The sequence below is a fragment of the Streptomyces sp. NPDC057249 genome (genome assembly GCF_042669245.1).
Lineage (GTDB): Bacteria > Actinomycetota > Actinomycetes > Streptomycetales > Streptomycetaceae > Streptomyces.
In genome coordinates this window covers 46,821-59,667 of sequence record NZ_JBHUXS010000003.1, presented here as the reverse complement: position 1 = coordinate 59,667, position 12,847 = coordinate 46,821, and the positions used below count along the sequence as shown (strand labels likewise).

Annotated in this window: 13 protein-coding genes; 5 read left to right on the top strand and 8 right to left on the bottom strand. The window is 70.9% G+C overall.

The annotated features are described in order from the left end of the window. The first annotated feature begins 23 nt into the window (after positions 1-23). Positions 24-992, top strand: coding sequence for a YihY/virulence factor BrkB family protein (locus ACFUJY_RS06780; RefSeq protein WP_383295567.1), 969 nt, complete (start codon positions 24-26; stop codon positions 990-992). On the opposite strand, the gene ACFUJY_RS06775 is transcribed toward ACFUJY_RS06780, so the two are convergent. Continuing rightward, positions 940-2,214, bottom strand: a complete 1,275-nt coding sequence (locus ACFUJY_RS06775) for a D-alanyl-D-alanine carboxypeptidase family protein (protein ID WP_383295565.1) — start codon at positions 2,212-2,214, stop codon at positions 940-942. The genes ACFUJY_RS06780 and ACFUJY_RS06775 overlap by 53 nt on opposite strands. A 121-nt stretch (positions 2,215-2,335) precedes the next feature. Here ACFUJY_RS06775 and ACFUJY_RS06770 point away from each other — a divergent pair, with 121 nt between their 5' ends. From ACFUJY_RS06770 to ACFUJY_RS06760, 3 genes are all read left to right on the top strand, one after another. Beyond that, on the top strand, positions 2,336-2,581 hold the full coding sequence (locus ACFUJY_RS06770; protein WP_073964337.1) for an SCO4848 family membrane protein: 246 nt from the start codon (positions 2,336-2,338) through the stop codon (positions 2,579-2,581). Between the two features lie 65 nt (positions 2,582-2,646). Then, positions 2,647-3,915, top strand: coding sequence for a metallophosphoesterase (locus ACFUJY_RS06765; protein WP_383295562.1), 1,269 nt, complete (start codon positions 2,647-2,649; stop codon positions 3,913-3,915). 220 nt (positions 3,916-4,135) lie between these two features. Next, entirely contained in the window at positions 4,136-5,689 is a 1,554-nt protein-coding gene (locus ACFUJY_RS06760) for an ABC transporter substrate-binding protein (RefSeq protein ID WP_383295559.1), read from the top strand. Positions 5,690-5,728: 39 nt separating this feature from the next. Here the strand turns inward: ACFUJY_RS06760 and ACFUJY_RS06755 are convergent, their stop codons facing one another. Together ACFUJY_RS06755 and ACFUJY_RS06750 are read right to left on the bottom strand one after the other, a co-directional pair. Continuing rightward, positions 5,729-6,457, bottom strand: a complete 729-nt coding sequence (locus tag ACFUJY_RS06755) for a TetR family transcriptional regulator (protein ID WP_383295557.1) — start codon at positions 6,455-6,457, stop codon at positions 5,729-5,731. Positions 6,458-6,484: 27 nt separating this feature from the next. Next, positions 6,485-7,732 (bottom strand): MFS transporter, encoded by a 1,248-nt coding sequence (locus tag ACFUJY_RS06750; protein ID WP_383295554.1) that lies wholly within the window; start codon positions 7,730-7,732, stop codon positions 6,485-6,487. 98 nt (positions 7,733-7,830) lie between these two features. Between ACFUJY_RS06750 and ACFUJY_RS06745 the strand changes: the two genes are divergently transcribed. Further along, entirely contained in the window at positions 7,831-8,340 is a 510-nt protein-coding gene (locus ACFUJY_RS06745; RefSeq protein ID WP_361023918.1) for a MarR family transcriptional regulator, read from the top strand. Position 8,341: 1 nt separating this feature from the next. Here ACFUJY_RS06745 and ACFUJY_RS06740 read toward each other — a convergent pair whose 3' ends face one another. The 5 genes from ACFUJY_RS06740 to sdhC form a co-directional block, all read right to left on the bottom strand. After that, on the bottom strand, positions 8,342-9,133 hold the full coding sequence (locus ACFUJY_RS06740) for a hypothetical protein (protein ID WP_383295550.1): 792 nt from the start codon (positions 9,131-9,133) through the stop codon (positions 8,342-8,344). Between the two features lie 88 nt (positions 9,134-9,221). Beyond that, on the bottom strand, positions 9,222-9,998 hold the full coding sequence (locus ACFUJY_RS06735) for a succinate dehydrogenase iron-sulfur subunit (RefSeq protein ID WP_383295548.1): 777 nt from the start codon (positions 9,996-9,998) through the stop codon (positions 9,222-9,224). Beyond that, positions 9,998-11,752, bottom strand: a complete 1,755-nt coding sequence (sdhA, locus tag ACFUJY_RS06730; RefSeq protein WP_383295545.1) for a succinate dehydrogenase flavoprotein subunit — start codon at positions 11,750-11,752, stop codon at positions 9,998-10,000. The genes ACFUJY_RS06735 and sdhA overlap by 1 nt, the downstream gene beginning before the upstream one ends. Before the next feature lie 30 nt (positions 11,753-11,782). Beyond that, entirely contained in the window at positions 11,783-12,256 is a 474-nt protein-coding gene (locus ACFUJY_RS06725) for a succinate dehydrogenase hydrophobic membrane anchor subunit (RefSeq protein WP_383295542.1), read from the bottom strand. Between the two features lie 5 nt (positions 12,257-12,261). Continuing rightward, entirely contained in the window at positions 12,262-12,642 is a 381-nt protein-coding gene (sdhC, locus tag ACFUJY_RS06720; protein ID WP_026171265.1) for a succinate dehydrogenase, cytochrome b556 subunit, read from the bottom strand. Positions 12,643-12,847 lie beyond the last annotated feature (205 nt).

The following is a 12,847-nucleotide window of genomic DNA, read 5'->3' as shown; positions in this document are numbered from 1 at the left end:
CGCCGGAGGGGTAGTCGTGGCCTATGGACTGGCTGAAGAAACTCCCCGTCATCGGGCCACTCGTCTCCCGGCTGACGGAGACGCACGCCTGGCGCAGTTACGAGACGCTGGTGCGGGTCCACTGGACCCGGCTGGCGGCGGCCATCACGTTCATCAGCTTCCTCGCGCTCTTCCCGCTGATCGCGGTCGGCGCGGCCATCGGTGCCGCGCTGCTGACCGACAAGCAGCTGAACACGATCGAGGACAAGATCGCCGAGCAGGTGCCCGGCATCTCCGACCAGCTCGGCATCGACAATCTGGTCGCCCACGCGGGGACGGTCGGTCTGGTGGCCGGTGCGCTGCTGCTCTTCACCGGTGTCGGCTGGATCGGCTCGATGCGCGACTGCCTGCGCGCGGTCTGGGAGATGGACGACCTGGACGAGGGCAATCCGGTCCTGCGCAAACTCAAGGACGCCGGGGTGCTGTTCGGTCTCGGCGGCGCGGCGCTGGTGACGCTCGCCATCTCCTCGGTCGGCTCGGTGGCGGTCGGCTGGGTCGCCGACCTGCTCCACATCCCCGAGAACGGGGCGGGCGGGGTCCTGCTGCGCATCGCCGCCCTGCTGGTGGCCGTCGTCGCCGACTTCCTGCTGCTGCTCTATCTGCTGACGCTGCTCCCCGGCGTCGAACCGCCGCGCCGCCGGCTGATGGTGGCCGCGCTGCTCGGCGCGGTCGGGTTCGAACTGCTCAAGCTGCTGCTCGGCAGCTATATGAAGGGCGTCGCGTCCAAGAGCATGTACGGCGCCTTCGGGGTGCCGATCGCCCTGCTGCTGTGGATCAACTTCACGGCGAAGCTGCTGCTGTTCTGTGCCGCCTGGACGGCGACGCCGAGCAAGGAGGAGGAGGCGGAGGACCGGCCGGCGGCGGACGCGGAGGGGGGTTCCACGCCCGCCGCCCGGCGCGTCACGGGCGAGGGCGGCGACGCATCAGGTCCGGCAGCGGCCAGCGCCGGTTGACCAGGAACACCCCGCCCGCCAGCAGGACCAGCACCCCGCCGACGATGCCCAGCGCGACACCGACCCCGCTGGAGCCGTCGGTGGCGGCCGCCGCCCGCGCGGCCTTCTCCGGTCCGTGGCCGCCCTTGTCCGTGGCCGCCGTGTCCGCCTCGGCGCCCTTGCCCGCCCCGGCGGTGTCCGCGCCGTCGCCGGTGACCGCGGACTTCGGGGCGACCAGCTCACCGACCGGGGTGACCTTGCCGGTCGCCGCGAACCCCCAGTCCAGGAGCCGGGCCGCCTCCTTGTACACCGAGTGCGTCTCCTCGGACGACGGGTGCATGACGGTGACCAGGAGGACTTTGCCGCCCTGCTCGGCGACACCGGTGAACGTGTTGCCGGCATGCGTGGTGTAGCCGTTCTTGACGCCCGCGATGCCCTTGTACGCGGTGACGCCGTCGGCCCCGGTGAGCAGCCGGTTGGTGTTCTGGATGCCGAAGGTCTCGCGCTTCTTGCCCTTCTTCTTCTCGCCGGGGAACTGCGCGGTGGCGGTCGAGCAGTACTCCCGGAAGTCCGCGTTCTGGAGCCCGTCGCGGGCGAAGAGCGAGAGGTCGTACGCGCTGGAGACCTGCTCGGGCGCGTCGTACCCGTCGGGCGACACCACGTGCGTGTCCAGCGCCTGGAGCTCCACCGCGCGGTCCTGCATGGCCTGGACGGCCTTCGGCACACCGCCGTACATCGAGGCCAGGACGTGCACCGCGTCGTTCCCCGAGCGCAGGAAGACCCCGAGCCACAGGTCGTGCACCGTGTAGCTGAGGTCCTCCTTGATGCCGACGAGGCTGCTGCCCTCGCCCATGCCGGCGAGGTCCTCGTCCTTCACCGTGTACTCCCGCGTCTTCGGCAGGAGCGCGGGATCGTCGAGCAGGGTGTCCGCGAAGAGCATCTTCAGCGTGGACGCCGGGGGCAGCCGCCAGTGGGCGTTGTGCGCGGCAAGCACCTCGCCGGTCTCCGCGTCCGAGACCATCCACGACCGGCCCGTCAGCTTCTTGGGCAGCACCGGGGCGCCCGGCCCGAGGTTGACCTGGGTGCCGGCCCGTCCCAGCTGCGCGCCGCCGACCTGCGACATGGTCGCGGGGGGCTTGGGGGCGTCGTCGTTCCCGTCGGCCGCGGAGGCGGGCGTGACGGCGAAAGCGGACAGCAGGGCGGCAGAGGTGACCGCCGACGCGGCCTTCTTGAGAGCTGGCACGGTCGAAAACGTACATGCAGTTGATGTGAATATATGTACCGGCGACGTGACCCGCCGGACGGACCGCCGGTACGGACCACCCCGCCCGAGCCCCCCGGAGCGCGGCGGCGATACTGAATCCATGAAGCTCAGCCGCCCGGTCTCCTGGTTCCTGCTCGCCTTCGGGGCGTGGTCGTGGGTCATCTGGGTCACCTTCGTGAAGAATCTGTGGAAGGACGGCAGCGGCCTCGCCTTCGACGACGCCGGTGACCCGACCGCGTACTTCTGGGTGCATCTGCTGCTCGCCATCACGTCCTTTCTCCTGGGGACGGCCGTGGGCTGGATCGGGTTCCGGGGCGTCAGGGCCCTGCGCGCCGAAAAGGCTTGAAATCACTGGTCCCGGCCGGGGCCTGAACCGGGCGGTACCCGGACGAACGGGATGGGGGAGCGGGCATGCGGGTCGTGGGGGCCGGGCTGGCGGTACTCGCCGTGGTCGCCCTGCTGGTGGCCGTGCACCGCTATGTGTGGCGCCGGTTCGTCGGTGACACGACGGCCCAGGGCAGCCCGTGGCGCAGGGCCGGCACGATCGCCGCGTACGTGCTGCCGCTGCTCAGCGCCGGCGCCCTGGTCGCCGGGCCCGCGGGCGCCCCCTTCCCGGTCCAGCAGGCGCTGGCCTGGCCCGGGTACCTCTGGCTCGCCGCGCTGCTCTACCTGACGATCGCCCTGCTCGTCGGCGAGGCCGTACGGCCCCTGCTGCGCCGGTGGCTCGCCCGCCGGGCGGTGGCCGGCGCGGCACCCGTACGGGAACCCGCGCCCGCGCCCGTCCCCGTACCGGCGCCGGAGCCCGCGCCGGAGGCCGCGCCCGCGCCGGAACCCGCCGTGCCCGCCCTCCCGCCCCCGTCGCGGCGGCTGTTCGTGGCGCGGGCGGTCGGGGGCGCCGCCGCCGCGGCCGGGCTGGGGACCGTGGGCTACGGGGCGTACGGGGTGCTGCGCGGGCCCCGGGTGAAGCGGGTCACCGTGCCGCTCGCCCGGCTGCCGAGGTCCGCGCACGGTTTCCGCATCGCCGTCGTCAGCGATATCCACCTGGGTCCGATCCTGGGCCGCTCCCATACGCAACGGATCGTGGACGCGGTCAACGGGACCCGGCCCGATCTCATCGCGGTCGTCGGTGATCTGGTGGACGGATCGGTCGCCGATCTCGGCCCGGCCGCCGAACCGCTCGCCGGCCTCCGCGCCCGGCACGGCGCGTTCTTTGTCACCGGCAATCACGAGTACTACTCCGGCGCCGCCCAATGGGTTGATCATGTAAGGGAATTGGGGCTGCACCCGCTGGAGAACGCCCGGGTGGAGACCGGTGGTTTCGATCTGGCCGGGGTCAATGACATCGCCGGCGAGAGCGAAGGGCAGGGCCCCGATTTCGCCCGCGCCCTCGGGGACCGCGACCCCGCCCGCGCGGTCGTGCTCATGGCCCACCAGCCCGTGGTGATCGACGAGGCCGTCGCGCACGGGGTGGACCTGCAACTGTCCGGGCACACCCACGGCGGCCAGCTGTGGCCGGGCAACTACGTGGCGGAACTGTCCAACCCGACGGTCGCCGGGCTCGAACGCCACGGCGACACCCAGCTCTACGTCACCCGGGGCGCCGGCGCCTGGGGCCCGCCCGTGCGGGTCGGCGCGCCGTCCGACATCACCGTTGTCGAGCTCGCCTCCCGGCAGGCGTAATCCCCCGCGTACGCACGTGAAATGGCGGAACGGGTGACCGTCCGGGAACCCTCTGTATTCGGCCTAAGCGTCAAAGGTTTCGACTGACAAACAATTGGCTATGAGCCTCTGATCTCCCCTTCCAGATGTGAAAATCGTGTGATTTGCTGGGCGCGAACGTGCGGTGATCTGCGTATCTGAGCGCGACACCGAGGTGGGGCTGTTAAGGGAGAGCACGTCAATGCGGTCGATCCGGCTACGGATTCTCGCGATTTTCGCGGTATTGGTCATCGCAGGCGTGGTCGCCTGGCAACTCCTTCCCTCGGACGAGGGGAACTCCGATCCGGTCGTCGTCGGTACGACCGACGCGGTGACCTCGCTCGACCCGGCGGGCGCCTACGACGCCGGTTCCTGGGCGATGTACAGCAACGTCTACCAGTCCCTGATGACGTTCAAGTCCGGCGGGATCGTGCCCGAGCCGGACGCCGCCGAGAGCTGCGGCTTCATCGGCGGCAAGCTGCAGACGTACCAGTGCAAGCTCCGTGACGACCTGACGTTCGCCAACGGCGACGAGCTCACCGCCGAGGACGTCAAGTACTCGTTCGACCGGATGCTGGAGATCAAGACGGACGTCGGTCCGTCGGTCCTCTTCCCCAGCCTGAAGAACGTGGTCACCGAGGGCCGGACCATCACCTTCAACCTCTCCTCGCGCGACGCGACCTTCCCGCAGAAGATCGCCACGGGTGCCGGCGCGATCGTGCAGAAGGACTCCTACTCGGAGCACAAGCTGCGCAACGACGGCAAGGTGACCGGCTCGGGCCCGTACGTCCTGAAGTCCTACGAGCCCGGCGTCAAGGCCGAGCTGGTGCCGAACTCGCGGTACAAGGGCGCGATCACCAAGACCGGCGGCCCGGTCACCGTGCGGTACTACAAGGAGTCCGACCACCTCCTCGCGGCCTGGAAGTCCGGTCAGGTCGACGTGACGCACCGTCAGCTTCCGCCGTCCACGCTCGCCGAGCTGAACCCGGGCGACACCGACAAGCGCGTCACCGAGGCGGACAGCGCCGAGATCCGCAACCTCGTCTTCAACGTCCGCAAGGACGCCCCGCTCGCCGACCGCAAGGTCCGCCAGGCCATCGCGGCGGTCATCGACCGCGGCCCGCTGGTGAGCAAGATCTACAAGGGCACCGTGGAACCGCTCTACTCGCTGATCCCGCAGGGCACCATCGGGCACAGCACCCCGTTCTTCGACGCCTACCCCTCGCCGGACGCCAAGCGCGCGAAGGCGCTCATGGACGAGGCCGGCGTCCAGACGCCGCTGGCCCTCACCTTCGCCTACCGAGAGGGCGACCAGTACACCGACGAGACCAAGGAGATCCAGCGCCAGCTGAACGCCACCGGGCTCTTCAAGGTGAAGATCAAGCCCGTCGAGTGGACCCGGTTCCAGAAGGGCTACGCGGCCGGTGAGTACGACATGTACACCGTCGGCTGGCTCCCCGACTACCCGGACCCCGACACCTTCAGCCAGCCGCTCGTCGGCCGCGACAGCAGCCTCCACAACGGCTACACCAGCAAGAGGATGGACGAGCTGATCAGCGCCACGCTGCAGTACAGCGACCGCAGCCGGGCCTCGAACGACTTCAAGGAGCTCCAGAAGCTGGTCGGCGAGGACGTGCCGCTGGTGCCGCTGTGGCAGAAGAAGGACTACGTCATCGCCAAGTCGGACGTCTCCGGCTCGCAGTACCTCTCCGACGGCACGGGCGTGTGGCGCCTGTGGGAGCTCGGCTGGATCTGATCCCCGTGATCTGATCCCCGCGTTGCGCCGCGCGGGCGGCTAGGACCTGACCGGTCCGGCCGCCCGCGCCGTCGTTTCTCCCGGCAGGAACTCCTCCAGCACCTCGTGCACCTGGCGGACCAGCGGTCGCAGCACCCGGAACCGGGACAGCGCCAGGGCGCGGGCGGCGATCGGGACCGTACGCGTGACCAGCCGGCGGCTGCGGGCGGCCCCGTCCGTCCGGTCGTACACCCAGAACAGCACCAGACCCATGTGCGCGAGCCACATCAGCCGCGGGAGCACCGGGGCCAGTTCGGGGTCCGTCCGGGTGGTCGAGCCGGTCAGGCAGCGCGCGTGGATCGCGATGACCGCCTCGCGCGCGGCGACCGACTCCGCCGAGAACGGGCTGAGCGGGCTCTCCGGATCGGCCGCGTTCTTGAAGAACTGCGTGGCGAAGGGGCGGTACGGCTCCGCCACGTCCAGCCAGGCCAGCAGCACCCCGCGCAGCCGGGCCGCGAGGTCCTTCTCGCCGTCCAGGACCGGCCGCACCGCCTCCGCGTGCTCGGCGGCCAGCCGGTCGTAGAACCCCTGGACCAGGTGCTCCTTGGACGAGAAGTAGTAGTAGGCGTTCCCCACGGAGACGCCCGCCTCCTGGGCGATGGCCCGCATGGTCGTCCGGTCGTAGCCGCGTTCCTGGAAGAGCCGGAGCGCGGTTTCGAGGATCAGCGCGCGGGTCTGCTCGCTGCGGGGGGCCTTGACGGCCTTCACGTCCTTCTCTTCCTTCACCACGGCCCGAGCGTATCCGGGCCGCGCCCGCTATCCCGCCGCGGGCGTCGTCCCGGCCGCCGCCCCGGTCTCCCGCGCGGCGCCGGCGGCGGGCGCCCCGAAGCGCCGTACGCCCGGCACGGCGGCGGTGGCCGCGCAGGCGGCGCCCGCCAGCAGCCCGGCCGCGGCGAGCGGGGCCTCCGTGTTCCAGACGGAGGCGGCGAGCGGGGCGAGCGTGTAGCCCAGCGGCATCGCGGCCAGCGAGAGCAGCCAGTCGTACGAGGTCACCCTGGCCAGGGCCTGCGGCGGCACCGCCGACTGGACGGCGGTCTCCCAGACCGGGTTGAGGAAGCCGAGACCGGCCATGGCGATCCCGTACGTGGTGAGCGAGACGGCCACCGGGGCGTGCGCGGCCAGCAGGCAGAGCGGCAGCACGTACAGCGCGCCGGCGAGGTTGGCGGCCAGGACCGCCCGGCGGGGCCGGACGCGGCCGGCCACCAGCGAGCCGGCCAGCAGGCCCACCGCGCCGGTCTGGAGCAGGACGACCCAGCTCCCCTTGCCGCCGGGGCCGTGCAGGAAGAGGGCCGGGCCGAGCGTGGTCAGCACGGCCGCCGCCCCGTTCCAGACGGCGTGCGCGATCAGGCTCGTCCAGTACCAGTCGCGGCTGCGGACCTCGGTCCAGCCGCCCTTGAGGTCGCCGAGCAGGGAGCGCCGGGGGATCGGGACGTGGCGGACCCGGATCACGTACAGCAGGGCGGCGCTGACCGCGAAGCTGGCGCCGTCCAACACGAAGGCCCAGCCCGGTCCGGCGGTGAGGATCAGGGCCCCGGCGACGGCCGGCCCGCCGATCCGCGCGGTCCCGGAGGCCACCGCCATCAGCGCGTTGGCGCGCAGCAGCCCCGACTCGTCCACGGTGCCCCGGACCAGCGGGGCGGAGGTCGGCATCGCGAAGGCCCCGGCGGCGCCGCCGACCGCCTCGGCCAGGGCGATCTGCCAGAGGGCCGGGGTGCCGGAGAGCAGTTCGGCGCCGACGAAGAGCTGGGTCGCGCACCGCACGAGGTCGGTGGTCAGGGCCACCGTGCGGGCGTTGAAGCGGTCACCGACGACACCGCCCAGCGGGAGCAGCAGCAGCTTGGGGACCATCGCGCACCCCAGCACCAGGGCGAGGGCGCCGGTCGATCCGGTGGCCAGATAGACGGCGAGGGTGAGCGCGGCGGGGATCGCGGAGTCGCCCAGCATCGACAGGGAGCGTCCGATGAACAGCAGCCGGAACGAGCGGGTCCTTAAGGGGTGGGCCATGGGCCGCAATCTATTTCGGTACCGAAGTACCCGTCAACGAGAATTTCGCTTCCGAACGATCCCGTCCCCCTCCGGAGCGCCCGCGTAGGCTGAGCGCCATGGAGCTACGCGACTGGACCGACGGGCACGTGGAGCGGTGGAGACCCGTGCTTCCCGAGCTCGACCCGGATGTCGAGGGCGCGGTGACCCGGATGAAGAAGCTCTCCGTCCATCTGCGCCGGGTGCGCGAGCAGTCCCTCATCGACTTCGACCTGGACCGCCAGGAGTTCGACACCCTGCACAAGCTGGCCGGACGCGGCGGCACGGCGGCCCCGTCCGAACTGGCCGCCGACCTCGACCTCGCCCCCGCGTCCGTCACCGGCCGGCTGGACGCGGTCGAGCGCCGCGGCTTCGTCCGGCGCACCCCGTCCACCACGGACCGGCGCCGCGTCGACGTGGTGCTGACGGACGAGGGCCGGTCGACCTGGCTCGGCGCGATGGCCTTCCTCGGGCACGAGGAGGAACGGCTCCTCGGCGTCCTGGACGCGGACGAGCGGGCCCTGCTCAACGACATGCTGCGGCGCATCATGGTGGTCGCGGAGGACCGGGGCGGCGCGGCCTGGGACTGAGTCAGTCCGTCGCCGGGCGCCCCTCGGTCGCACGCCGGGCCAGCTCCTCCCGGACCCCCTCCGGACCGAGCTCCAGCAGCCGGGCCACCGCCTGGTCCCACCCCTCCGCCGCCTGCTCCACCGCGTCCCGGAACCCCCGCCGCAACGGACCCCCGGCCAGCAGCAGGACCACAGCGGCGACCGGGCGCAGCAGCCACCGCCCGCGCACCGAGGCCACCGCCTCCACCCGCCAGCGCCCGTCCTCCGCGCGCCGGGGCCGCAGCCGCAGCCGCGCCTCACCCAGCAGGTGCTTCAGCCGCACCGTCACCGGGGCGCGCGCGGCGGGCGGCGCACCGGGCGGCAGCGCCGCCGCGTCCCACCAAGCCGCGAGATCGGCGCGGGCCCTCCCCGCCCCGCGCCGCAGCACGCCCGAGCCGTCCGGCCCCCACATCCGCCCCCGCCCCTCGACGAGCCGGGGCCGGTCGGGCGCGGTCAGCCGCAGGGTCACCCTGGCGTTCAGGTCCGGAGCGCTCAGCAGCTGCTCCAGCTCGATGGCGGAGGTGCGCCGCCACTCCCGTACGCGGATCGCCATCCGCTCGTCGTCGTCCGGCCGCCCGAGCTCGTACAGCGCCCCGGGCCGGAGGTGGCGCCCCTTCATCAGCCGCAGGTCTTCGACGGGCTGCCCGTCGGGCGTGCGGACGGTCGCGCCGTCGGCCCGGGTCGACTCGGCCAGGTCCCAGAGGAGCGGGGCCAGTTCGGCGACGAGGCCGCGCTCGACGGCCAGGACGGTGACGGAGTGCCGGAGGGTGGTCATCCGGACGACCGTACCGTCCGGGCCCCCGGACACGGCAAGAGGCCCGGACCCCTCGCCGGGGTCCGGGCCTCTTCGTGCGCTCCGGGGATCAGAAGCGACGCGTGATCAGCGCGCGCTTGACCTCCTGGATCGCCTTGGTGACCTCGATGCCACGCGGGCAGGCGTCCGTGCAGTTGAAGGTGGTGCGGCAGCGCCACACACCGTCACGGTCGTTGAGGATCTCCAGGCGCTGCTCGCCGCCCTCGTCGCGCGAGTCGAAGATGAAGCGGTGCGCGTTGACGATCGCCGCCGGGCCGAAGTACTGGCCGTCGTTCCAGAACACCGGGCACGAGGACGTGCACGCGGCGCACAGGATGCACTTGGTGGTGTCGTCGAAGCGCTCGCGGTCCTCGGGGGACTGCAGGCGCTCGCGGGTCGGCTCGTTCCCCTTGGTGATGAGGAAGGGCATGACGTCGCGGTACGCCTGGAAGAACGGGTCCATGTCGACCACGAGGTCCTTGAGGACCGTGAGGCCCTTGATGGCCTCGATCGTGATCGGCTTCTCCGGGCTCAGGTCCTTGATCAGCGTCTTGCAGGCGAGCCTGTTCTTGCCGTTGATCCGCATGGCGTCCGAACCGCAGATGCCGTGCGCGCAGGACCGGCGGAACGTGAGCGTCCCGTCCTGGTTCCACTTGATCTTGTGAAGGGCGTCGAGGACACGCTCCTTCGGGTCGATCTCGATCTGGAAGTCCTGCCACTGGGCCTCGTCGGAGACCTCCGGGTTGAACCGCCGGATGCGGAACGTGGCCGTGATGTACGGCGAGTCGGCGAAGCCGGGCTCGGGCTCGGGAGCCTTGTCGGCCTTGTCCAGGGTGGGTGTAGCCATCAGTACTTACGCTCCATCGGCTGGTAGCGGGTCTGGACGACCGGCTTGTAGTCCAGCCGGATCGACTCGGTGCCGTCCTCGGCGACCTCGCGGTACGCCATGGTGTGGCGCATGAAGTTGACGTCGTCGCGGTTGGGGTAGTCCTCGCGGTAGTGACCGCCGCGGGACTCCTTGCGCGCCAGCGCCGACGTCGCCATGACCTCGGCGAGGTCGAGCAGGTTGCCCAGCTCGATGGCCTCCAGCAGGTCCGTGTTGAACCGCTTGCCCTTGTCCTGGATGGACACGTCCAGGTAGCGCTTGCGCAGCTCCGCGATCTTGTCGACCGCGGTCTTGATCGTCTGCTCGGTGCGGAACACCATCACGTTGGCGTCCATGCACTCCTGGAGCTCCTGGCGGATCGTCGCGACCCGCTCGGTGCCCGTGGAGTTGCGCAGCCGCTCGACCTGGTCGATCACCTGCTGCGCCGGGTTCTCCGGAAGCTCGACGAGGTCGCTCTTCGCGGCGTACTCGGCGGCGGCGATGCCCGCGCGGCGTCCGAAGACGTTGATGTCGAGCAGCGAGTTGGTGCCGAGGCGGTTGGCGCCGTGCACCGACACGCAGGCGACCTCGCCGGCGGCGTACAGGCCCGGGACGACGGTGGTGTTGTCGGCCAGCACCTCGCCCTCGACGTTGGTCGGGATGCCGCCCATGGCGTAGTGCGCGGTCGGCTGGATCGGGATCGGGTCCGTGTAGGGCTCGATGCCGAGGTACGTACGCGCGAACTCGGTGATGTCCGGGAGCTTGGCGTCCAGCTGCTCCGGCGGCAGGTGCGTCAGGTCGAGGTAGACGTGGTCGCCCTCGGGACCGCAGCCGCGGCCCTCGCGGATCTCCGTGTAGATGGAGCGGGACACGACGTCACGGGACGCGAGGTCCTTCATGACGGGCGCGTACTTCTCCATGAAGCGCTCGCCGTCCTTGTTGCGGAGGATGCCGCCCTCACCGCGGGCGCCCTCCGTCAGCAGGATGCCCATCCGCCAGATGCCGGTCGGGTGGAACTGGAAGAACTCCATGTCCTCCAGCGGCAGCCCCCGGCGGTAGCAGGCGGCCTGGCCGTCACCGGTCAGGGTGTGCGCGTTGGACGTCACCTTGAAGAACTTGCCGGTGCCGCCCGAGGCGTAGATGACCGACTTCGCCTGGAAGACGTGGATCTCGCCGGTGGCCAGCTCGTAGGCGACGACGCCGGCGGACTTCTTGACGCCGTCCTCCTCGACGACCAGCTGGTCCAGGACGTAGAACTCGTTGAAGAACTCCACGCCCTCCTTGACGCAGTTCTGGTAGAGGGTCTGGAGGATCATGTGGCCGGTGCGGTCGCCCGAGTAGCAGGCGCGGCGGACCGGGGCCTCGCCGTGGTTGCGGGAGTGACCGCCGAACCGGCGCTGGTCGATCCGGCCCTCGGGGGTACGGCCGAACGGCAGGCCCATCTTCTCCAGGTCGAGGACGGCGTCGATGGCCTCCTTCGCCAGGATCTCGGCGGCGTCCTGGTCGACCAGGTAGTCACCGCCCTTGATCGTGTCGAAGGTGTGCCACTCCCAGTTGTCCTCCTCCACGTTGGCCAGCGCGGCGGCCATGCCGCCCTGCGCGGCGCCCGTGTGGGAGCGGGTGGGGTAGAGCTTGGTCAGCACGGCGGTGCGGCTGCGCTTGGTCGACTCGATGGCCGCGCGCATGCCGGCGCCGCCGGCGCCGACGATGACGGTGTCGTACGTGTGGATCTGCATGGTTTACCTCTGGTCCTTCGGGCCCGGCGCCTAGCGGATGTTCGGGTCGAAGGTGAAGATCACCAGCGTGCCCAGCAGGACGGTGAACACCGTGGCGGTGTACAGCAGCATCTTCAGCCAGAAGCGGGTGTTGTCCCGTTCGGCGTAGTCGTTGATGACCGTACGCAGACCGTTGGCGCCGTGCAGCATGGCGAGCCACAGCATCGCCAGGTCCCAGACCTGCCAGAACGGCGAGGCCCAGCGGCCCGCCACGAAGGCGAAGCCGATCTTGGACACGCCGCCGTCCAGCACCAGCTGGATCAGCAGGTGGCCGATGACCAGGACGACCAGCACGATGCCCGACAGGCGCATGAAGAGCCAGGCGTACATCTCGAAGTTGGTGCGCGAGCCCTTGGGGGTCTTGCCGGTCCGCTTGCGCGGCGGCTCGATGACGGGGGCCGGATGGTCGACGTCGTACAGAGAGACGCCTTCGACGGCGCCGATCGCGGAAGTCTCGGTGGACATGGGCCTCAGCTCCCGAAGAGTTCGCGTACGGCGTGGCCGAGGACGGGGTACAGGGCACCCAGCATCAGCACGATCCAGATACCCAGCACGACCCAGAGCATCTGCTTCTGAACGCGCGGGCCCTTGGCCCAGAAGTCCACGGCGACGATGCGCAGACCGTTCAGCGCGTGGAAGAGAATCGCGGCCACCAGGCCGTATTCGAGCAGCGCGACGATCGGCGTCTTGTACGTGGACACGACGTCGTCGTAGGCCTCGGGGGAGACGCGGACGAGGGCGGTGTCCAGGACATGCACGAACAGGAAGAAGAAAATGAGGACACCGGTGACTCGATGAGCCACCCAGGACCACATGCCTTCCCGGCCGCGGTACAGCGTTCCAGCCGGCACGGAAGAACCCTCCGGGAGCGGGGATTGGGGTCGGCCGGCTTGACTGTCGGTCTGACCCGGCCGGGTACGGTCCACCGGCCCCGGCCATCGTAGCGACGGATCGTCGGTTCGATCGCGCGGGGCCCTCCGGTGTGATCAAAGTGGCAACGAAACAGGCACGGACGGGCTATGGACGGCCCTCCGCGACCCTGCCCGGCCCCTCCGT

What these genes read in the sequence shown, in the direction of transcription:
- ACFUJY_RS06780 (WP_383295567.1), top strand. Translation starts at nt 24, where the DNA reads ATGGACTGGCTGAAGAAACTCCCCGTCATCGGGCCACTCGTCTCCCGG.
- ACFUJY_RS06770 (WP_073964337.1), top strand. Translation starts at nt 2,336, where the DNA reads ATGAAGCTCAGCCGCCCGGTCTCCTGGTTCCTGCTCGCCTTCGGGGCG.
- ACFUJY_RS06765 (WP_383295562.1), top strand. Translation starts at nt 2,647, where the DNA reads ATGCGGGTCGTGGGGGCCGGGCTGGCGGTACTCGCCGTGGTCGCCCTG.
- ACFUJY_RS06760 (WP_383295559.1), top strand. Translation starts at nt 4,136, where the DNA reads ATGCGGTCGATCCGGCTACGGATTCTCGCGATTTTCGCGGTATTGGTC.
- ACFUJY_RS06750 (WP_383295554.1), bottom strand. Translation starts at nt 7,732, where the DNA reads ATGGCCCACCCCTTAAGGACCCGCTCGTTCCGGCTGCTGTTCATCGGA.
- ACFUJY_RS06745 (WP_361023918.1), top strand. Translation starts at nt 7,831, where the DNA reads ATGGAGCTACGCGACTGGACCGACGGGCACGTGGAGCGGTGGAGACCC.
- ACFUJY_RS06740 (WP_383295550.1), bottom strand. Translation starts at nt 9,133, where the DNA reads ATGACCACCCTCCGGCACTCCGTCACCGTCCTGGCCGTCGAGCGCGGC.
- ACFUJY_RS06735 (WP_383295548.1), bottom strand. Translation starts at nt 9,998, where the DNA reads ATGGCTACACCCACCCTGGACAAGGCCGACAAGGCTCCCGAGCCCGAG.
- sdhA (WP_383295545.1), bottom strand. Translation starts at nt 11,752, where the DNA reads ATGCAGATCCACACGTACGACACCGTCATCGTCGGCGCCGGCGGCGCC.
- ACFUJY_RS06725 (WP_383295542.1), bottom strand. Translation starts at nt 12,256, where the DNA reads ATGTCCACCGAGACTTCCGCGATCGGCGCCGTCGAAGGCGTCTCTCTG.